The organism is Terribacillus jepli (assembly GCF_047228925.1).
In the GTDB taxonomy this organism is placed as follows: Bacteria; Bacillota; Bacilli; order Bacillales; family Amphibacillaceae; genus Terribacillus.
In genome coordinates this window covers 106,608-125,031 of the sequence record NZ_JBFEGH010000006.1, presented here as the reverse complement: position 1 = coordinate 125,031, position 18,424 = coordinate 106,608, and the positions used below count along the sequence as shown (strand labels likewise).

General features: G+C 44.6%; 23 protein-coding genes, 1 pseudogene and 1 riboswitch. Of the genes and pseudogenes, 11 read left to right on the top strand and 13 right to left on the bottom strand.

All coding sequences use genetic code 11. The annotated features are described in order from the left end of the window. The first annotated feature begins 5 nt into the window (after nt 1-5). Both leuD and ilvA read left to right on the top strand, forming a co-directional pair. The gene (gene leuD / locus AB1K91_RS08885) at nt 6-590 is read left to right on the top strand and encodes a 3-isopropylmalate dehydratase small subunit (RefSeq protein WP_413089439.1); all 585 of its coding nucleotides are present in this window, start codon (nt 6-8) and stop codon (nt 588-590) included. Between the two features lie 14 nt (nt 591-604). Beyond that, complete coding sequence (gene ilvA, locus AB1K91_RS08880; protein WP_413089518.1) at nt 605-1,594, top strand: threonine ammonia-lyase; 990 nt, start codon at nt 605-607, stop codon at nt 1,592-1,594. A gap of 31 nt (nt 1,595-1,625) precedes the next feature. Here the strand turns inward: ilvA and AB1K91_RS08875 are convergent, their stop codons facing one another. Together AB1K91_RS08875 and AB1K91_RS08870 are read right to left on the bottom strand one after the other, a co-directional pair. Beyond that, nucleotides 1,626-1,790 (bottom strand): type II toxin-antitoxin system antitoxin, encoded by a 165-nt coding sequence (locus tag AB1K91_RS08875; protein ID WP_413089438.1) that lies wholly within the window; start codon nt 1,788-1,790, stop codon nt 1,626-1,628. A 12-nt stretch (nt 1,791-1,802) separates the two neighbouring features. Continuing rightward, on the bottom strand, nt 1,803-2,642 hold the full coding sequence (locus tag AB1K91_RS08870) for an SPFH domain-containing protein (protein ID WP_413089437.1): 840 nt from the start codon (nt 2,640-2,642) through the stop codon (nt 1,803-1,805). 126 nt (nt 2,643-2,768) lie between these two features. Between AB1K91_RS08870 and AB1K91_RS08865 the strand changes: the two genes are divergently transcribed. Continuing rightward, entirely contained in the window at nt 2,769-3,557 is a 789-nt protein-coding gene (locus AB1K91_RS08865) for a serine/threonine protein kinase (protein WP_413089435.1), read from the top strand. On the opposite strand, the gene AB1K91_RS08860 is transcribed toward AB1K91_RS08865, so the two are convergent. After that, a complete protein-coding gene (locus AB1K91_RS08860; RefSeq protein WP_413089434.1) occupies nt 3,554-3,775 on the bottom strand; it encodes a hypothetical protein in 222 nt (73 codons plus the stop codon). The genes AB1K91_RS08865 and AB1K91_RS08860 overlap by 4 nt on opposite strands. An 84-nt stretch (nt 3,776-3,859) precedes the next feature. Next, a complete protein-coding gene (locus AB1K91_RS08855) occupies nt 3,860-4,183 on the bottom strand; it encodes a thioredoxin family protein (RefSeq protein WP_413089433.1) in 324 nt (107 codons plus the stop codon). A 147-nt stretch (nt 4,184-4,330) separates the two neighbouring features. Between AB1K91_RS08855 and AB1K91_RS08850 the strand changes: the two genes are divergently transcribed. Further along, entirely contained in the window at nt 4,331-5,371 is a 1,041-nt protein-coding gene (locus AB1K91_RS08850) for an LCP family protein (protein WP_413089432.1), read from the top strand. Nucleotides 5,372-5,384: 13 nt separating this feature from the next. On the opposite strand, the gene AB1K91_RS08845 is transcribed toward AB1K91_RS08850, so the two are convergent. From AB1K91_RS08845 to AB1K91_RS08810, 8 genes and pseudogenes are all read right to left on the bottom strand, one after another. Beyond that, nucleotides 5,385-5,510, bottom strand: coding sequence for a hypothetical protein (locus AB1K91_RS08845; protein ID WP_413089431.1), 126 nt, complete (start codon nt 5,508-5,510; stop codon nt 5,385-5,387). Between the two features lie 75 nt (nt 5,511-5,585). Then, nucleotides 5,586-5,772 (bottom strand): annotated as a pseudogene (locus tag AB1K91_RS08840) (acylglycerol kinase family protein). Between the two features lie 71 nt (nt 5,773-5,843). Then, complete coding sequence (locus AB1K91_RS08835) at nt 5,844-6,056, bottom strand: DUF6366 family protein (protein WP_413089430.1); 213 nt, start codon at nt 6,054-6,056, stop codon at nt 5,844-5,846. 61 nt (nt 6,057-6,117) lie between these two features. Next, complete coding sequence (locus AB1K91_RS08830; RefSeq protein WP_413089429.1) at nt 6,118-7,824, bottom strand: DNA-binding protein; 1,707 nt, start codon at nt 7,822-7,824, stop codon at nt 6,118-6,120. A 266-nt stretch (nt 7,825-8,090) separates the two neighbouring features. Beyond that, on the bottom strand, nt 8,091-8,852 hold the full coding sequence (locus AB1K91_RS08825; protein ID WP_413089428.1) for an SDR family oxidoreductase: 762 nt from the start codon (nt 8,850-8,852) through the stop codon (nt 8,091-8,093). A gap of 92 nt (nt 8,853-8,944) precedes the next feature. Continuing rightward, on the bottom strand, nt 8,945-9,475 hold the full coding sequence (locus AB1K91_RS08820; RefSeq protein WP_413089427.1) for a GNAT family N-acetyltransferase: 531 nt from the start codon (nt 9,473-9,475) through the stop codon (nt 8,945-8,947). Nucleotides 9,476-9,717: 242 nt separating this feature from the next. Continuing rightward, nucleotides 9,718-10,605: a TIGR01777 family oxidoreductase gene (locus AB1K91_RS08815; RefSeq protein ID WP_413089426.1), complete on the bottom strand. Its 888-nt coding sequence runs from the start codon at nt 10,603-10,605 to the stop codon at nt 9,718-9,720. Continuing rightward, nucleotides 10,602-11,069 (bottom strand): immunoglobulin-like domain-containing protein, encoded by a 468-nt coding sequence (locus AB1K91_RS08810; protein ID WP_413089425.1) that lies wholly within the window; start codon nt 11,067-11,069, stop codon nt 10,602-10,604. Before AB1K91_RS08810 ends, AB1K91_RS08815 begins: the two co-directional genes overlap by 4 nt. A gap of 168 nt (nt 11,070-11,237) precedes the next feature. Between AB1K91_RS08810 and AB1K91_RS08805 the strand changes: the two genes are divergently transcribed. Both AB1K91_RS08805 and AB1K91_RS08800 read left to right on the top strand, forming a co-directional pair. Next, on the top strand, nt 11,238-12,299 hold the full coding sequence (locus AB1K91_RS08805; RefSeq protein ID WP_413089424.1) for a YeeE/YedE thiosulfate transporter family protein: 1,062 nt from the start codon (nt 11,238-11,240) through the stop codon (nt 12,297-12,299). 14 nt (nt 12,300-12,313) lie between these two features. Next, nucleotides 12,314-12,538 (top strand): sulfurtransferase TusA family protein, encoded by a 225-nt coding sequence (locus tag AB1K91_RS08800; RefSeq protein WP_413089423.1) that lies wholly within the window; start codon nt 12,314-12,316, stop codon nt 12,536-12,538. A 296-nt stretch (nt 12,539-12,834) separates the two neighbouring features. On the opposite strand, the gene AB1K91_RS08795 is transcribed toward AB1K91_RS08800, so the two are convergent. Then, nucleotides 12,835-13,779, bottom strand: a complete 945-nt coding sequence (locus tag AB1K91_RS08795; RefSeq protein WP_413089421.1) for a magnesium transporter CorA family protein — start codon at nt 13,777-13,779, stop codon at nt 12,835-12,837. Nucleotides 13,780-13,935: 156 nt separating this feature from the next. After that, nucleotides 13,936-14,039: riboswitch (TPP riboswitch) on the top strand. An 87-nt stretch (nt 14,040-14,126) separates the two neighbouring features. Between AB1K91_RS08795 and AB1K91_RS08790 the strand changes: the two genes are divergently transcribed. From AB1K91_RS08790 to AB1K91_RS08770, 5 genes are read left to right on the top strand one after another with little or no spacing between them, the layout of a single operon-like run. Further along, complete coding sequence (locus AB1K91_RS08790; RefSeq protein WP_413089517.1) at nt 14,127-14,732, top strand: YkoF family thiamine/hydroxymethylpyrimidine-binding protein; 606 nt, start codon at nt 14,127-14,129, stop codon at nt 14,730-14,732. Then, on the top strand, nt 14,729-15,307 hold the full coding sequence (locus tag AB1K91_RS08785) for an ECF transporter S component (RefSeq protein WP_413089420.1): 579 nt from the start codon (nt 14,729-14,731) through the stop codon (nt 15,305-15,307). Before AB1K91_RS08790 ends, AB1K91_RS08785 begins: the two co-directional genes overlap by 4 nt. Beyond that, complete coding sequence (locus AB1K91_RS08780; protein ID WP_413089418.1) at nt 15,304-16,911, top strand: ABC transporter ATP-binding protein; 1,608 nt, start codon at nt 15,304-15,306, stop codon at nt 16,909-16,911. The genes AB1K91_RS08785 and AB1K91_RS08780 overlap by 4 nt, the downstream gene beginning before the upstream one ends. After that, on the top strand, nt 16,904-17,641 hold the full coding sequence (locus tag AB1K91_RS08775) for an energy-coupling factor transporter transmembrane component T family protein (RefSeq protein ID WP_413089417.1): 738 nt from the start codon (nt 16,904-16,906) through the stop codon (nt 17,639-17,641). The genes AB1K91_RS08780 and AB1K91_RS08775 overlap by 8 nt, the downstream gene beginning before the upstream one ends. A gap of 42 nt (nt 17,642-17,683) precedes the next feature. Continuing rightward, nucleotides 17,684-18,346 (top strand): SOS response-associated peptidase, encoded by a 663-nt coding sequence (locus tag AB1K91_RS08770; protein WP_413089416.1) that lies wholly within the window; start codon nt 17,684-17,686, stop codon nt 18,344-18,346. The last annotated feature ends 78 nt before the right edge of the window (nt 18,347-18,424 follow it).

Genomic DNA, 18,424 nt, shown 5'->3' with positions numbered 1-18,424 from the left:
GGGAAATGGAACCGATCAAAACACATAATGGACTTGTCTATCCGCTTCCAAAGCGAAATGTCGACACAGACCAAATCATACCGAAACAATTTCTCAAACGGATAGAACGAACTGGGTTTGGACAATTTCTTTTTTATAACTGGCGATTTGATGAGAAAGATCAGCCACGCCAGGACTTCACGCTGAATCAACCGAAATACAAAGGGGCATCCGTTTTGATTGCCGGAGACAATTTCGGCTGTGGTTCTTCTCGTGAACACGCTCCTTGGGCGCTTTTGGATTATGGTTTCAAAGTGATCATTGCACCTAGCTTTGCAGATATTTTCTATAATAATACGACAAAGAATGGCATACTAGCTATCAAACTATCCGAGGACAAAGTAGACTATCTGCTCAATCAGGCAGAGATAAATTCGTATATACTGACAATAGATCTAGAGAAACAAAAAGTGTATGATGCGCTAGGCTTTGAGGCAGACTTTGACATTCCTGCCTATCATAAGCATATGCTATTGAATGGACTGGACGAGATTGGCATTACATTGACTTATGCTGATCAGATAACGCAATTTGAACAGACATATAATTAAAGGAGCGTGAAGGCATTGGGGATTGCTTAAGTCAGAAAAAAATACAAGCAGCTGCAGTCTTTTTGAAGGATTTGGTACATCATACACCTATCAAGACCTCTACAACGCTTGACAGGTTGATGGACAGGAACGTATATATGAAGATGGAAAACGAGCAGAAATCAGGCGCATTCAAGGCTCGCGGAGCGATTTTTAAAATTGGCAGTATGAGTGAAGAAGCTGCAAAGCGTGGCGTCATCGCCGCTTCTGCCGGAAACCACGCTCAAGGTGTTGCCTTGGCAGCTGCCAAACGCGGCATTCCGGCCAAAATATATATGCCGATCCGTACACCGAAGCCAAAGGTGGAAGCGACAAGGAGCTATGGTGCAGAAGTCGAGCTGACAGGCGACACATTCCAAGAAGCACTATTCGCTGCCCAGAATGCGCAGCAGCAGTCAGGGGCGACATTCATCCACCCTTTCGATGACGTGGATATCATCGCCGGGCAAGGTACGATCGCTGTGGAAATGCTTGCAGATCAGCCAAATCTTGACTGTATCATCGTTCCGATCGGTGGCGGCGGGCTTATCAGCGGTATTGCTTTTGCCGCCAAACAAATCAAGCCTTCCATCCGTATCATCGGTGTACAAACGGAAGCAGCCTGTGCAACTTATCATGCATTCCACAAGCATCTGATACCATCACTTACTTGTACGACGATTGCGGAAGGCATTGCCGTCAAGGAGCCTGGCAAGGTGACGATGCCATTGATCCAGCAATACGTGGATGATGTCGTCACTGTTTCGGAGCGTGATATAGCTGCTGCTATTCTGCAGCTGCTCGAACGGCACAAGACGCTTGCTGAAGGAGCCGGCGCTGCGGCATTTGCAGCCTTGATGCGCCATCATCAAAGTATTCGTTCCAAACATTGCGGTATCGTCATCAGCGGTGGGAACTTCGATCTTCAAAAGCTGTCTGAGCTGCATGAACTCACTATGCATCTCCCCGCCAACAGCTTGGCATAAAGAAAGAGCAGGAAGCATCACCCTTCCTGCTCTATTTTTCTTTTTCCGGCTTCAGTCTGCCGGCTTGCTTCAGCTGTTCGCGAAGCAGATATTCAATCTGAGCATTCACACTGCGAAAATCATCGTCTGCCCATTTCTGAACCATGTCATAGATTTCCTGGTTGATGCGCAACGGAAAACTCTTTTTATTCGCCATAACATCCCTGCTTTAATACAGTGACCCATTGTTCACGACGGGCTGTGTCCCGCGATCGGAAACAATGGCCACCATCAAATTATTCACCATCTGTGCCTTGCGCTCTGGATCCAGCTCCAGCTCGCCTTCATTCAAAGCTTCGACAGCATCCATCGACATACCGACTGCCCCTTGGACAATCATTTTGCGGGCCGCGATAATCGCTGCAGCTTGCTGGCGCTGAAGCATCGCCTGGGCAATTTCAGTGGAATAAGCCAGATGCGTGAATCGCGCTTCCATCACTTCCACTCCAGCTTCATTCAGACGTGCTTCCAGTTCCGCTTGGAGTTTACCAGTGATCTCATCCCCATTTTCGCGCAAAGAGTAGCCTGTTTCATTGAAATTATCATAAGGATAGTTGGAGGCGATACTTCGTACAGCTGCCTCACTTTGAATGGCAACAAACTCTTCGTAATCATCCACATTGAAGGCTGCTTTTGCAGTATCTATTACACGATACACAATCACCGCAGCGATTTCAATTGGATTACCTTCTACATCATTCACTTTAAGTGTCTTGGAATTGAAGTTGCGGATACGCAGCGTGATTCGCTGTCTTGTTGTCAGAGGGATGGTCAGGAACAAACCGTTAGCGCGGATTGTTCCGATATACTTACCGAAGAACGTCACGACGTAGGCTTGATTAGGAGGTACGATAACGACTCCGGTTGCCAGGACTACAGCGACTATGAACAACAGGATAGCTGGAACAATCGCCTCCTGTATCAAACTGAATACACCTGCACCTGCACAAATAAGGATGATCAGTACCCCAAGGAAACCATTCAAGGCGGCAGCTTGTTTTTCTTTCATACACGTCACTCCTACATTTTCATATTAAAGTGATATCACTTTAATATTATTATATATTCTGACAACATACTTTGCAACATGCAGGCAAGCCTTTATACTGAAAATAAAAAAGAACGGGGATCTCATATGTTCTATCATATTTTCAGACCTTTACGCCTGCTGCACCGTTATCTTGTCGATAAAAAATATCCCCAGGGGACTTATATTGCAAAGAGATATCTTGTCATCCGTAAACTCGGTTCCGGCAGCTATGGAACGACTTATCTCTGCAAAGATATTGCCCAGCAGCAAACATGTACGGTTAAACAGCTTCGGCGCAGCCGCCAAAAAAGAAAGAAATATTTTCGCATGTTCCAGCAGGAATATGAATTGTTGAAAGAACTGAATCACGCTTCCATCCCAGCTTCCACTTCTTTTTTTCACACGGATGACGGTTACTTTTTCGTCATGGATTTCGTAACTGGTGAGAACCTGGAACAGCATATATTCGATACAAAAAAACAATACAGTGAAAAAAAGGCGCTTGAGCTGACAATCGATATAGCAAATGTTGTCGCTTATCTGCACGATCGCCGCATTTACCACGGTGACATTCGAATTCCGAATGTCATGTTAGCGAATGGACATGCCTCGCTTATCGATTTCGGACTGGCACAACAGTTCAGCGGTCCAAAAGAAATCGAGGAACAAAATCGTTTGGAACAGGATTTATTTGATTTAGGGGATATCCTGCTCTACCTTTTATATACGACTTTTGAGAAGACAAATAAAAAAGCTCTCCCATGGACGGAAGAGCTTACTTTATCAAGTGCATGCAGGCATGCTCTTGAAAGATTATTAGGCATTCGGGATCCATTTCCTTCTGCCTCTCGGGCGATTGACGCGTTGGAAAAAGCAAAAGAAGCAGCAGATTAACTGCTGCTTCCATATCCGCGGCGTTTGTAACGGCTGCTGCCGCCATAACGATTCCGGCCATAGCCACTGCTGCCGCTCGAACCATAACGTCTTCTGCCACGATGGCCGCTGGAATCATAACGGCGTCCGCGATAGCCGCTGGAATCGTATCTTCTGCCGCGGCGATGACTGCTGCCGCCGGCTGATTCTTGTATTTTACGGATGAATTTTTTGAACATAGGTTTACCTCCCTAAATAGGAACTAATCCATTTACGAAAATGATACCATGTTAGTTTCAGAAAGTAAGTTTCTTTACACATTCTTAATAATCCGTCAATGAAATGAGCCTTTCCAACTTAGCCTCAAAATCCTCCATACGGATAAACCGACCTTCTCTGAACTGTTCTTTCCCCTTGGCAAATACCAAAATTGTCGGTGCTCCAAATGCCAGAAATTTACCCGTCACTTCCTGGACCTCCCCTGCATCAACATACCCGAGCTGTACAGCTGGATATTTTTGTACCATGTCATCCATACGAGGCAGCAAAGCTTGGCAAACACTGCAGCCTGGTGAAGAGATGAACAAGATAGCAAGTCCATTGCCATTGATGAATTCTTCCACTTCTTCGACGCTGTGCAACTTCATCCTCAACTCACCTGCTTATTGGTTCTTTTCTCCATCATATAGAATCATACCCCTCGTTGGCGAATGATATGATATAGTAGAGCGTGGGGATATCCAAACAAATTTTGACAAAATTCTAGATTAGCAGATTAAAGGAGAAACATATATATGCCAAAAGATGAAAGACAGGAGATGCGCCGTTCACAGAAAAAGCGGAAGAAATCCCGCAAGAAGCGCATCATCCGCAATATATTTCTGATTGTTTTACTTTTGCTTCTCATTCCGGCAGCATATGCTGGGTATCTTTACGTAAAAGCCGGGAATCTTGCCAATGATTCCTTCGTGGATGATGGCCGGGAGAAATCCACGCTGCGCGACAGTGCCGTTGATCCGGCAGAAGACAGCGTCAGTGTGCTATTCATCGGATCCGATTCCAGTGCCAAACGGGAACAAGATAATATCGGAAAACGATCCGATACGATGATTCTTGCTACCTTCAATAAAGATGATAAAAGCATCAAGATGCTGAGCATCCCGCGGGATACGTACACGTACGTACCTTACCTGGAACGCAACACAAAAATCAATGGTTCCTACAATGGCGGTCCTACAGCTACCGCCGAAGCAGTGGAAGAACTGCTTCAGGTACCAGTCGATTATTATATCGATGTGAATTTCGAAGCTTTCATCAGTGTGGTCGAAGCCCTGGATGGCATTACAGTGGACGTACCATATGAACTGGAAGAAATGAACTCCAAGGATGAAAAAGGCGCCATCCACTTACAGCCAGGTGTCCAGACCTTGAACGGAGAAGAAGCACTAGCCCTTGCTCGGACACGGAAGCAAGATAGTGACTTTGCCCGTAACGACCGCCAGCAGCAGATCATTGAAGCGATGATGGATAAAGCGACGGATATGAGCTCAGTACTTAAATATTCCAGTCTTCTGGATGCTGTCGGCAGTAACATGACGACGAATATGACATTCGATGAAATGAAAAGCTTCATTTCCTACGGTGTGAACAATGATTTGGCAGTGGAAAGTCTGAAGCTGGAAGGGCAAGGCGGAAATGAGATTGTCCCTGGCTATAACGCCTACGCATTTCTTCCAGATCCAACGTCACTTGCTAACGCCACCCAGGAACTGCGTGACCAATTAGAGCTTCCTGCTCTCAATGATTCAACTTCAAGCTCTACAACCTCACCTTAAACAGGTGAGGTTTTTATGTTCTTTGGGAACGATAATAAGCAACTTGCTCATTGGATGCCAGTTTACCCTTCCAGATATCAGGAATCCACTTGACTGTCTTTGGAATGGATAACGCTTTCAAAACGTGATGGTCATCCACCTCGGCCTCTTCAGCAAACTTTTCGAAACCTGCTACGAATATCGACTGCGTTCGTATGATAGTCCTTCACTAAAGTCAGCGCTGCTCAGGTTTACAAGGAATGTTCAAAGCACGGGCAAAATCATTCACAGTGCCCAGCGGCACAAAAGCAAAAGTGGGCTTTTGCTCTTTTTCGCAAGCCATTGATGCATTCATTGATTGCCCCATCACCGCCCATGGCAAGCAGCGTTTCATATGTGTTTAACAGTACTGTTACTATGATTTGATTCAGATTTAATCTGTTTTGAGTTAATTCAACTCCCGCTGTAACTTGAATAGATCTCCAAAAAATCTTCAGCCGAAGAACAACAATGCCGCTAAAAAAACAATCAATATGAGCAGAATGATCCCTGCCACTTTCCAGCTTAAGCCGCCAACCAAATCAGTGAGGTTTCCATTTTCATTCCTATTGAACGCATCACTTAGATTGCCTGCTGGATTCTGTTTTATTTCTTCTTGTCTCAATTTTTCCCTTCGCATTTCCGGAGTTTCTTTGCCTTCACTCATAACAGCACTCCTTTTTCTTTAAATAGAGCCAGCTCTCATCTTGAAAGCTGGCTTCTATCATTTAATTCAATCCTTCGATGGATATTTGTTCGATTGTTGCTGATTTTGCCCCATCATGCATCGCAGCCTCAAAGCTGACTTGATCGCCTTCTTTCAGGAAAATGGCGTATGGTGCATCGGTTGCGTTGATACTGTAGATGACATCCTGATCTGTCAGCAAGAACTGAATCGTCTTCGATCCGGCATTGTCTCCGGAAATATAAAGGCGATTCACTTCCCCGCTCACTTTGTGCACTGGAGCATCTCCTGTCGATTCTGCAGTACTTGTATCTGTTGCCAGCTGCAGACGATACGCATCCAACGTACTTTTTGCATCTTCACCGAAAACGACATAGTCGGAATCAGCCGCTCGTACATAAGCATACTGCTTGAAGATTCCATTGGAGTCGAGCACGCTGATCACCCAGGTTGGATTACCGTCAATATTGTAGAGAACTGGCATTTTCCCTTCCCATTTCTTTTCAGGATATTCTTTCTCCACCACTTCCACGGCCCCCGAAGAGTCCATGATTCCATTGTTCTTCTCCCCACCATAGAATGTCACTTCCCCGGTGCGGCCATCGACCATCGAGTAGCCGAGCGCAGAGTCGATATTCTCCTTCGGCGATTTGAAATCAGTGAAGTACTGGATGCTGCCATCCTCAGCGAATACAGCTGTGACACCATGCTCCGTGCCATTATCATTCGGAATTTTCACACCGGATTTCCCGAAATGACGATTCCAGAATCCGCCACTGTACTCTCCGTAATATGTGTTCAACTTACTAGCCATTTCTGGTGAAATCGTGTTTTCGATAAAATCAGGTGCCTGGTCAGCGTCGTAAATAGCAGACTCTCCATTATATGGATTGACCACGACCACTTGGATATCGTCACCGTTCGCTTTGTCAGTGAACAATTTGGGCTGATAAACGGTCTGAATGTACCATGCCTTTCCTTCTTCATCGACCTCCAAACGCGCCTCTCCTTCCTGGATGTAAGAAGGGTAACGAGAATAGATGATTCGTTTCAGATCCTTATGAAAATAAGCAGATGGTACATACGATAATTCATTTTCGACAAACTCTGGTTGTGCGCCGAGATCAGTCGCATCAATGACAAAGTAACCTGTTGTTTCGCCGCCTTTTAGCCATTTGAAGAAACCATCGAATTCAACAGGCGCGATGTATTCATTGGTTCCCCCCACTGTTTGGGTCTGCAGACTGCCTAGATGATAAAGCTGCGTATTCGGTACGACACTCATCTTCTTGTTCATCTTGTTCCGGACCGAGCTAGGTGCAATTGCAATCGGTGTCTTATCTTCATCCAATGGCTTTGCTTCTTCTTCAGTGGATTTGACGACATGGTCATACGTAGACTGGTATACTGCGAAATTGGCAATCACACAAACAATTCCCCCAATCACAAGTAATGCTATTAATACTCCCGCAAGTGAAACGCCTATATTCCTTTTTTTCTTTGCCGCTTGATTGCTGCTTGCAAATAGCCCAAAAGCAGCAAAGAATATTCCGATTGCGTTCAACCACAAGATATTTTGGATAATGAATGCAGGTAAAACGAAATAGATGGTGATAAGCAGTACAATATAAGCAACAATTCCTGCAGCCAGGTACTGCTTAACCTTTGTTCTTCCTCCTCCAGCTGCCAAATCAGCCAAAGCTATTAGGATAAAGCCAGCCAAGCCGGCTAATGCAATAAGAAAAATCATCCTGTTCCTCCTTTTGATGTCGTATTAGATATACGATATAGAGAAGGAAATGTTTCATCTATATAAAATTAATGTTCCCCTGACATCAATCTGCAGATAAATATGGAACAGATGACATCTTTCTAATTTTAGCTGCAATGCATCATGTAAACCGGGTTGGCCGCAGTAAAATCGCAAACCCAACCAGAATGTTTTAAATGATGCTTTTTTTAACAAAAGGACCAACGATGAACATATTTGCTCACCATATGGCCCTTTGTTATACCTTATTTGATCGAATCCTTCATATTCTCATACATACCGGCAACAGCTTCATCGATTTCTTCTCTTGACATTTTTCTGGCTTTTTCTGATCGGGCATAACCCATTTCCAAGCTGCCTGCTTTTATTTGTTCAAATATCGCATCGGCGAACTCATCCACAGGCGTCCCGAATGTGTGCAGTCCTACTCCGCCCAGATCCGTATTTACTGCCGGTGGTGCCACCTCGATCACTTGGACAGGAGTATCGGAAAGCTGGTGTCTGACGCTGACCGTAAAGGAGTGCATTGCTGCTTTTGTTGCCGAATAAATCGGCGCGATTGCCATTGGTGTGAATCCTAAACCAGATGTGATGTTAATAATCGCTGCAGCATCTTTTTTCGCAAAATACGGTACAAACAACATAGCAAGATGCATAGGAGCTTCAATATTGGCTGTTATTTCTTGCTTGTAATAACTCCAGTTATCCTTTGCATCCGCCGTCAAGATATTATACCGCTGCTGTATACCTGCATTATTTACAAGTACGTTCACTTCTGGATGGTTTTCTGTTACCCAATCAAATAGTTCAACGCGATCCGTTTCCGATGAAACATCCGCCACACGCGTGATAAGATCCGGATATTTTTCCTTTGCTTCCTCTAGCTTCGCTTCACGACGACCGCAGACGATCACCTTGCTGCCTGCTTTGATGAACCTTTCCGCAAAAGCAAAACCGATTCCGGAAGCTCCGCCGGTAATCAGTACTGTGTTTCCTGACAAATTCATATTTGTCCCTCATTCCCATATCCTTGACTAGCGTATTTATTTTATCCCAGATACAATTTTGTCATCAAACAATCTGTATCCATAAGATATATTCATTTGTTGAAAATCTTATCAAAGCAGAAATACAGTTGATCATTTATCGGCTTCGACTGGAATTTAATTTCTCCCACTTTTACATAGCCTTTTTTCTCGTAAAAAACCAATGCATTTTCGTTCTTGGAAAAAGCGTCCAAGCGAATTCCGGTATACCCTTGTTTCAATGCCATTTCCTCAGCGAATTTCAGTATTTTTCCGCCATAGCCTGTCCCTTGTGCCCGAGGATGTATACAAAAAGTATGGACAATTAAATTATTGCCATTTTTGTTCCGCCAATTCACTGTCTTCCATTCAGGTGATTGCCATTCATTCAACACAACCGCTCCCATGACTCTTCCGTCTATTTTCAGTACATACAGTTCTTTTGCTCCTATTGTTACTTTAAAATAATCTCGGTTGGGATAGTTTTCATCCCATTGAAAAATCCCCTCTTCTTGAAGTTCTTTACTGCTTTCATCGAATAATTGTTGTATGGACTCCAAATCCATTGATTTTGCTAATTCAATTGACTCATTATTCACTTTCATATTGCCTCTTCTCCGCAGCTTTATGCTATTCGTTCAGTTTTTTCCTCGGCTATCCAAGACTTTGAATAAGGACGATAAAGCAGGCTTTCTTTGTCCGGTATTTATTATGACACTATGCAAGTAATTAATGTAAGAAAGACCCCCTGAAGGAGTCTCTTGAGTGGTTCAGATATTTTGTTTTTATAGAATGCTAAACAGGATTTCTCCTTATCATAAATCCCTATAAAATCTCCATGCGCTATTCACACTTGCAGAATATCCTGTAAGGTATGGTCAAGTGTTTTATAACGAAACATATAACCTTCACGCTCTAACCGATCAGGTATAACCCACCGGCTCTTCAATACCAATTCCGTTTCGGTCCGGATGAAAATGGCCCCCATCTCCAGCATCCATTTAGGTGCAGGCAATCCGAAAGGAGCCTTCATTTCGCTTCTCAGTATTTGCATCAATTCACGATTTGTCACAGGGTTCGGTGCCGAGCAATTAAAAACGCCGCGCAGCTCTTTTCTTTCTATCAAGAAGAACGTGATTTGAAACAAGTCTTCCATATGTATCCAGCTAAACATTTGCTCACCAGTGCCTTGTACACCACCAAGTCCGAACTTCACTAAATTTCGATAAGGTGTCATGACCCCTCCGTCTTTCCCCAAAACAATTGCAATTCGCAATGCGATTTGTCTTGTTTCTGGCAGTTTGAATGAGAAGAATGTATCCTCCCATTTCGTGGCAACATCCACGGAAAAGCCCGCCCCGATTTCGCCTTCTGCTTCTGTCATCGGACGATCCTCCGCATGTCGATAAATGGTTGCCGTACTGCTATTGATCCATAGTTTGGGTGGATTCTTGCAGGACTGAATTGCCTCGCCTAATATTTTCGTTGTCGCTACTCTTGAATTCATAATTTCTTGTCTATTACTCTCATTGTATCGGCAATTCACCGACTTACCAGCAAGGTTGATAAGGAGATCTGCCTCTTCCAGTGCCTCATTCACAGCCGCATTATCATGCCAGGATATATGCTGTTTCTGCCTGGAAATGATACGCACCTCATATCCTGATTCCGTGAATCGTTTCGTGAAATATTCACCAACGAAGCCTGTTCCTCCAGCTATGATCACTTTTTTCATTGTTCAGCTCCTTTGCTGATTTTGTCATTCTCCACAGTGAACTTGCCATAAACGACTATTCCGTTTCCATCGGATGATAGAACCTTGATTAGCCGATAAACACCATCAGTCAGAGATTGGTCCAAAACATCTATGTTGACAGATTCCCTGCTTTGTGAATCGGGCTCGATGATCCAAGCATCAAGCTGGTGTGCACTGCCTTCCCTAAAAGGTATCTGAAACCACTTTTCTTGTTTGTCATCATATTTTTCTATTGCAAATTCCCTGCCTTCGGTCAAAGAATGGTCACTTTGATTTTTTATCAGATAAGGTATCTCATCGGGAACTGTCCTGGTGTCAATTTCTATTTCAAGTGTTACCAAAGGATCCGTCTCTTTTATGACATCTCCGTACGCACTCGGCTCAAGCTCTCTTGTACAACCAGAGACAATGAACAATAAACATAGAATAATGAATCTTCTCACCTCAGCCCCCCTTTTCCCTAACTTTATCACAATAGCCCCATTACAAAAATAACCAAATCACCGAACACATTGTAAATTCAGAAAAAAACAAATTAAAGGTTGATTCTGCATGAACAAAGCATTATCATAAAAACTTATAAGAATACTCGGATTAAGAGAGGTGTAACAATGATTCAAATGATCCTGACGGGTTTGCTTTGCGGGGCATTACTGGGATTTGTGATGCAGCGAGGGCGTTTTTGTTTGACTGGCGGCTTTCGCGACATGTTTTTAACGAAAGATAACCGAATGTTTTATGCCTTGCTGATTGCAATTGCGATTCAAAGTATTGGCGTATATGCTTTGATCCATTTAGGAGTCTTTGAATTCCACGCAGGTACGCTGCCAATCATAGCGGTAATCATAGGTTCATTCATCTTCGGCATCGGTATTATTCTTGCTGGCGGTTGTGCGACAGGTACTTGGTATCGTGCTGGGGAAGGGTTAATCGGCAGCTGGATTGCACTGGCCGGCTATATGCTAGTGGCAGCCATCATGAAGTCAGGTGTATTGCTGCCATTGGACACAGCTGTAAAGGTGGTGCAGTTGGAGAACAACTCCATTGCAGCTACATTAGGGGTAAATAACTGGATATTGATTGGCACCTTTACCGCAGTAGTCGGGTTCATCGTTTATCGTACTTTGCGCAAACCAAAAGTCAAGATTCCAGGTTTGAAGCCAAAAAGAACAGGTCTGGCGCATATTCTTTTCGAGAAGCGCTGGCATCCGTTTGTCACTGCCATTCTCGTAGGGCTCATCGCCATCTTGGCGTGGCCGTTGAGTGTTGCTACCGGGCGTATCTCAGGTTTGGGTATCACAACGCCCTCGGCAAATATTCTTCAATATTTGGTTACAGGGGAATTGAGTTTTATCAACTGGGGTGTTTTTCTTGTCCTTGGTATCTTTTTAGGTTCTTTGTTCGCAGCAAAAATGAGTGGTGAATTCAGATTCAGGCTGCCTGATTTGAGAACAACCATTCATAGCTTCAGCGGCGGACTGATGATGGGCTTCGGTGCAGCCTTAGCAGGTGGCTGTTCAATCGGTAACGGTCTTGTGATGACTGCCATGATGACGTGGCAAGGATGGATTTCGTTAGCCTTCATGATTTTAGGAACATGGACTGCTTCTTATTTTGTTTATGTACGACCACGTAAAAAAGCAAAGCAAACTACACATGCTGTACCAGCATAAAGGAGTGTCTGGAAATGAAAAAAACATTGGAAGTTATGGGAATGGTCTGCCCCTTCCCATTAGTGGAAGCAAAGGAAGCCATTAAACACATACAATCGGGTGATGAGCTGGAGGTTCAATTCGATTGCACCCAAGGAACCGAATCCATTCCCAGATGGGCAGCCGAAGCAGGTCATGAAGTAACTGCTTATGAGCAATTGGGTGAAGCGGCTTGGACGATAACGATTAAAAAGAAATGAAATAAGATCGCAGAGCAATTTTTTCATTCTCTGCGATCCTTTTTTAGTTGCACTAATGAAGATGTTCTATGTAAAACGCTTATTTACAATCCAAATTTCTTTGTATCATAAACCAGGCGCAGTTAATATAGTTCACCAGCGGCCCAAACGACAAATTGAGCATGTTGAAATCACAACAGTAAAGCCATCTGTCTCTATAGTTGTTTCTCCTTTTAAAACAATAGTTTTGCTTCTACTGGTAAATCAAAATGATCCTGATATACAACTAGAAACAAATCACCTTATAATTTACAGCTTTAATCCACATACTTCCGCTTCTTCTTCGACTTTAGCATATCTCCTGTCCAGCCTTTTGCTTTCAAGAACCAATAAACAAGAAAGGTCGAAAGAATGACTAAAATCATGGCTCCAATATATCCGAATTTCCACTTCAATTCGGGCATGTTATCAAAATTCATGCCCCATAATGCACCAAATGCCATGACAGGGGTAAAGAGAACCGTCATGACAGTAAGTGTCTTCATGATCTCATTGCCTCTAAAAGAAGAAACAACATCCTCAAAATCAATCAAAGCCCTGATTTCTTCTTCATAGGCGCGAACGAGATTGTCACAACGTTCAAATCGATAGTTTGTCCGTTTAAAATGCACGTTCTGCGTATATCTCTCTCCAAATGCTTCGACTATGCCTGTCTTAACCTCCATGAATGGGATCAGGAAGTTTTTCCACACCAATATTTCATGCCGGTTTTCGGCTATCTTATTAAGCAGCCTAGTGTCATTATGCTCTTTGACTTGCCAAAGCAAATCGTTCAGCCTGACTTCATATTGATCTATTTTATGTAGAAAGGCCGACATGATCTCCCCGAGGAGTATCATGAATCCTTCAATTGCATTGTTTGCATCTTGCATTTTAGCAAGAATCCCTTTTTTTGTTGCTGCTGGTAATAAAGTTAAGTCAAGTTCTGTCGTTAACAGTGTTTTTTCTTTTACGAAGAATTGTAAAAGATGATTCTCTTCCTCTTTATCCACTTCTTGTACATAGATGAGTGTTCCCCAAACAGCTAAGGATTTATGATTGGTTGTCTCCATTTGCAAGCTATTGGTCTTTGTGTCGTTTATGTGTTCGAGCCAAGGTATTTCCTCCGTGTAATGTTTTAATTCTGAACTTCTTTCTACATCTATTTCCCGATTGAGTTGAAGCCACTCCCACTCAGTATCCGAAAAAGCGTGCTTCTCCATATTTTCCCCTCCATTTTTTCTTTTTTAATTTCCCTTATGTCAAGCTATCTAATCCTTTCCCTCCCCCCATGCATACAGAAATCATGACGTTCCAACAAGAAACGCTTTACAAACTCCATTTTATTTCTTACTATGAATCTATAAATTGCATAACGAGCGACGCACTAGGGGAGCTGGCAACGGCTGAGAGGAATCCTTGATTCTGACCCTTTGAACTCGATCTGGATAATACCAGCGTGGGGAAGTGCAGCCAGAATTATCCTATTCTTTTTGTGTATATTCTGCGACTGCGCCCTATGGTGCCGTCGCTTTTTATATGCAAAAAAATAGGAGGAATCATCTTGGAAATGCAAAATTATTGCGGGACCAGCCGAATTGCCGGCTGCAGTTTTTCGGTTTATCCGATGGCAGACAGATTCAAGGAAATCATTTTGGAGGCATTGGAGATCGTCGATACCTCAAAAGTATGGATGGAGACAGATGATGTAACAACTCTTGTACGTGGGAGAATTCCACATGTATTTGATGTCACATCCGCTATTTTTCTGGCAGCAGCTAAAGATGGAGAACATGTCGTGTTCAATGGCACCTACTCAATCGGCTGTCCAGGTGATTCGACAGGGGATGTCTATATGGCCGAAGACGAGGTCAAGCTGAACTTTCCCACTACAGCAGGAGTAAAGCAGCTTGAAACGGCATCCAAATTCTCGCTCTATCCATTAGGTGGCGGTAATTATATGGATACCATCTACAGCCAGATCGAAAATATGCGTAAGCGTGGAATCACTGTTTCCAAGTCTCATTATTCCACCCGGCTTGATGGCAATGCCATTGATGTGTTTGAAGGCTTGGAGCATGTTTTCACCGAAACGGAAAGCTCCGGCTCTTCGCATACAGTCATGACGGTCACCATGTCAGCTAACAGTCCTTCTGCCAAGGGTGTGATCAAATGAAAAGCTGGCGGATGAAGGATATTGTCGTCATGGCGGCGCTTGCCGTCGTATTCGGTATTGTTTATCTATTATTCCTGCCTGTCAATGTCGTGATGATGGGGCTTGTCGGTCCGATTGGAACCGATATCATCTTCGGGGTATGGTTCCTTGTCTCCATCGTGGCCGCTTATATTATCCAAAAACCTGGTGTCGCCCTAGTCTCGGAAACGATTGCCGGAATTGTAGAGGTGCTGATTGGCAGCAGCGTCGGACCGATTGTCATTCTTTCTGCTGTCGTACAGGGGCTCGGTGCTGAAGCAGCATTTGCCATGACGCGCTACCGTTCTTATCATGTGCTCGTATTGATGGGTGCAGGAGTTGGCGCAGCCATCACAAGCTTCATCTGGGGATATTTCCGCGGAGGCTTTGTAGCGCTTGACCCTTCTTACGTTGTGCTTATGCTTGTTGTCCGGATCATCAGCGGAGCTGTGATAAGCGGACTGATCGGCAAAGCAATCAGTGAGGCGCTGGCGAAAACTGGAACATTGACGAGCTTCCCGCTCGGCAAAACATACCGCCAGCGAAAAGCAGGATGAAACAGCCCCTTCTGGAAGTAAACCAGCTTACCGTCACATTTGAGGAAGAAAGCATCCCTACTTTAACCGATTTGAGTTTTACGATACAGCAAGGGGACAGCATTCTCCTGCTTGGCCCAAGCGGATCCGGAAAGAGCACACTCACCTATTGTTTGAACGGGCTGTATCCAAAAGAACTGGATGGAAAGATGAGCGGCAGTATCTCCTTCACAGGGTCCAAGATCGAGGATTTCAAAAGCGGAGAAATTAATTTAGAGGTTGCAACTGTATTTCAGGATCCCGAAACACAATTCTGCATGCTGACCGTGGAAGATGAAATAGCCTTCGGTTTGGAAAATAGAAAGTTAGCTCCAGAGAAGATGGATTCGGAAATTGACCGCGTCCTCTCCCTTGTTGGTTTACAGAATAGGAGAAAGGATCAGATTCATACCCTTTCCGGCGGACAGAAGCAGAAAGTCGCATTGGCAGCGGTTCTGGCGCTGGAGCCTCGCTTGCTTATTCTAGATGAACCGACAGCTAACCTGGATCCGGCAGCGAGCAAGGATCTTGTAGAAACGATCCATCACTTAAAAAAACAGCAGGATATCACACTTCTGATAATTGAACACAATATTGACTACTGGCTGCCAATTATTAACCGGACAATGCTTCTGGACCGAGATGGCTCGTTATTCTTTGACGGAGACTTGCGTGATGCGATCAATCTGTATGACGAGGATCTGCAGCAACGCGGCATTTGGCTGCCCGAGGCCGTTCTTCTTGCCAAGCAAGCACAGCTTCCAAAGCCCTGGCCGCTTACAATCGACCTGCTCCCTGACGGTTTGCAATTCCAGACAGTAACGCCGGAAGTTATGCAGACAGAGAAATGTATTGTCCGTGTAGAGAATGCTATCTTCCACAATAAAGAAAAAGTCTTGCTGGATATCCCTAACCTTACTATTTGGCAAGGAGAATTCCTAGCTATTACAGGCAAAAACGGCAGCGGAAAGACGCTTCTTTCCCGACTGATGACTGGATTGCTGAAACCTACAGGTGGGGGTATCGAATTTCTAGGAAACAAACTTTCTCGTTGGAAAACGGATGAACTATATCAGCAGATCGGGTATGTATTTCAAAATCCTGAGCATCAATTTCTTACCGACTCTGTTTGGGGAGAACTTGCCTACAGTCAGACGGCATACGAGGGGGAAATCCAGAAGGCTTTAGAGGAAATCCAATTAGCTGCACAAGCCGACAAGCATCCTTTCACCTTGAGCCAAGGCCAAAAAAGACGGCTTAGCGTATCGACGATGCTCGTTCAGGAGCCTCAGCTGCTCGTGCTGGATGAGCCGACATTCGGCCAAGATAGCCATACGACCGACGTGCTGATGAATCTGATCCGTAAACATCACCAGCGCGGCTGCACCATTGTCATGATTACGCACGATATGGAACTGGTCGATCGTTTTGCAACACGTGTTCTGATTGTGGATAAAGGCAGTATTGTTCACGATGACAAACCTGCTGCCATCTGGGCGAGAACGGATTTGCCTGATCATGGCCTTTCCCTTCCGGCAAGAGAAGTTTACCTGAAGCGCAAACAGGAGGCGAGCCTTTATGCATAACATCAACCCCAGCATCAAGGCAGGGACTGTGACAATTGCAGCAATCATCATCGCTTTCCTTTTTGATCCGATGGCACTACTTTTGTACATTGGCTGGACGATGGTTGTCACATTGCTGTTCGGGAAGGTACAGCTAAAGAAATATCTGCTTTATCTGCTTCCCTTCACACTATTCGCTCTTGGTATGCTGGTTTCTACATTGTTGTTTGCAAAGGCACCGGAAAATCCGGCTGTCACCCAGCAATTCCTTTTCTGGGAATTGCCGAGAGAATCAGTACAGGACGCACTTGCATTAGCTATCCGCGTGTTCAGCTACGCCACGCTGTCTCTGTTATTCGTCCTGACAACAGATAAAGTGGCGTTTATTTTGAGTTTGATTCAGCAATGCCGTGTATCACCCAAGCTTGCTTACGGTATTCTGGCAGGCTATCGCTTCTTGCCGTTATTAAAAGAAGAACTATCAACAATCCGTTCCGCCCATCTCATCCGAGGTGCCAGAACGAAAACCAGCCGTTTTACCAGGTACAAACAATACACCATTCCGCTGCTGGCCAGTGCAATCCGCAAAGCCGAGCGTACTGCCGTTGCCATGGAGTCCAAAGGTTTTACAGGCGAGAGGGACCGTACATTTTACCGCTCCTATCACGTACGCTGGACCGATTGGGCATTTGCCATCGTCATGTTGGGAGCCATCCTCCTCTGTATCGTTGTTTCTGGATCGTTTCGGTAATCAGCAAAAGGGTTATACTGGATGGAAAAAGGAGAGATGACCATGTGCGGCAGATTCACCTTACTCACTCCCTGGGAAGAAATCCTGCGTACATATGACGCAGTCTCTGAAATGGAAGCGCTAGAGCCCAGCTATAATATCGCACCTACCCAGCAGATTGCCGCCATCATCCACGACGGAAAAAATCGGCGGCTGGGAAGCCTGCGCTGGGGACTGATTCCCCCATGGGCACCCGACAAAAAAATCGGCAGCAAAATGATCAATGCCAGAGCCGAAACACTATTGGAAAAACGCAGCTTCAAAAAAGCCTTCCAGAAACAGCGTTGTTTAATCCCTGCCGACAGCTTCTATGAATGGAAAACCGAAGACGGCAACAAGCAGCCCATGCGCATCCAGCGTAAAGATAAGAGACCCTTCGCCTTCGCTGGCCTTTGGGAAAAGTGGCAAGAGGAGGATGGCAGCAACGTTTTCACCTGCACCATTATCACAACCAAAGCCAATAGCTTCATGCAGCAGATCCATCACCGCATGCCAGTGATCCTGCCAGCCAACGCTCAGGACATTTGGCTTGATCGGGAACAACAAGACCCAGATAATTTGCAGGAATTATTGAATCCTTATTCCGAGGAATTGACGGCTTATCCTGTTTCTACATTGGTGAACTCGCCGAGGAATAATAGTGAGGAATTGATTAATCCATTGTGAAAGGAGCATGCCCAGGGGCATGCTCCTTTTAAAAGAAACCTCTTACCTTTAATAAAGTTTCCTTGGTTTGATGCTGAA

What these genes read in the sequence shown, in the direction of transcription:
- AB1K91_RS08865 (WP_413089435.1), top strand. Translation starts at nt 2,769, where the DNA reads ATGTTCTATCATATTTTCAGACCTTTACGCCTGCTGCACCGTTATCTT.
- AB1K91_RS08835 (WP_413089430.1), bottom strand. Translation starts at nt 6,056, where the DNA reads ATGAGTGAAGGCAAAGAAACTCCGGAAATGCGAAGGGAAAAATTGAGA.
- AB1K91_RS08770 (WP_413089416.1), top strand. Translation starts at nt 17,684, where the DNA reads ATGTGCGGCAGATTCACCTTACTCACTCCCTGGGAAGAAATCCTGCGT.
- AB1K91_RS08815 (WP_413089426.1), bottom strand. Translation starts at nt 10,605, where the DNA reads ATGAAAAAAGTGATCATAGCTGGAGGAACAGGCTTCGTTGGTGAATAT.
- AB1K91_RS08825 (WP_413089428.1), bottom strand. Translation starts at nt 8,852, where the DNA reads ATGAATTTGTCAGGAAACACAGTACTGATTACCGGCGGAGCTTCCGGA.
- AB1K91_RS08875 (WP_413089438.1), bottom strand. Translation starts at nt 1,790, where the DNA reads ATGGCGAATAAAAAGAGTTTTCCGTTGCGCATCAACCAGGAAATCTAT.
- AB1K91_RS08830 (WP_413089429.1), bottom strand. Translation starts at nt 7,824, where the DNA reads ATGATTTTTCTTATTGCATTAGCCGGCTTGGCTGGCTTTATCCTAATA.
- AB1K91_RS08850 (WP_413089432.1), top strand. Translation starts at nt 4,331, where the DNA reads ATGCCAAAAGATGAAAGACAGGAGATGCGCCGTTCACAGAAAAAGCGG.
- AB1K91_RS08790 (WP_413089517.1), top strand. Translation starts at nt 14,127, where the DNA reads ATGCAAAATTATTGCGGGACCAGCCGAATTGCCGGCTGCAGTTTTTCG.
- AB1K91_RS08820 (WP_413089427.1), bottom strand. Translation starts at nt 9,475, where the DNA reads ATGAAAGTGAATAATGAGTCAATTGAATTAGCAAAATCAATGGATTTG.
- AB1K91_RS08855 (WP_413089433.1), bottom strand. Translation starts at nt 4,183, where the DNA reads ATGAAGTTGCACAGCGTCGAAGAAGTGGAAGAATTCATCAATGGCAAT.
- AB1K91_RS08780 (WP_413089418.1), top strand. Translation starts at nt 15,304, where the DNA reads ATGAAACAGCCCCTTCTGGAAGTAAACCAGCTTACCGTCACATTTGAG.
- AB1K91_RS08860 (WP_413089434.1), bottom strand. Translation starts at nt 3,775, where the DNA reads ATGTTCAAAAAATTCATCCGTAAAATACAAGAATCAGCCGGCGGCAGC.
- AB1K91_RS08775 (WP_413089417.1), top strand. Translation starts at nt 16,904, where the DNA reads ATGCATAACATCAACCCCAGCATCAAGGCAGGGACTGTGACAATTGCA.
- leuD (WP_413089439.1), top strand. Translation starts at nt 6, where the DNA reads ATGGAACCGATCAAAACACATAATGGACTTGTCTATCCGCTTCCAAAG.
- AB1K91_RS08870 (WP_413089437.1), bottom strand. Translation starts at nt 2,642, where the DNA reads ATGAAAGAAAAACAAGCTGCCGCCTTGAATGGTTTCCTTGGGGTACTG.
- AB1K91_RS08785 (WP_413089420.1), top strand. Translation starts at nt 14,729, where the DNA reads ATGAAAAGCTGGCGGATGAAGGATATTGTCGTCATGGCGGCGCTTGCC.
- AB1K91_RS08800 (WP_413089423.1), top strand. Translation starts at nt 12,314, where the DNA reads ATGAAAAAAACATTGGAAGTTATGGGAATGGTCTGCCCCTTCCCATTA.
- AB1K91_RS08795 (WP_413089421.1), bottom strand. Translation starts at nt 13,779, where the DNA reads ATGGAGAAGCACGCTTTTTCGGATACTGAGTGGGAGTGGCTTCAACTC.
- AB1K91_RS08805 (WP_413089424.1), top strand. Translation starts at nt 11,238, where the DNA reads ATGATTCAAATGATCCTGACGGGTTTGCTTTGCGGGGCATTACTGGGA.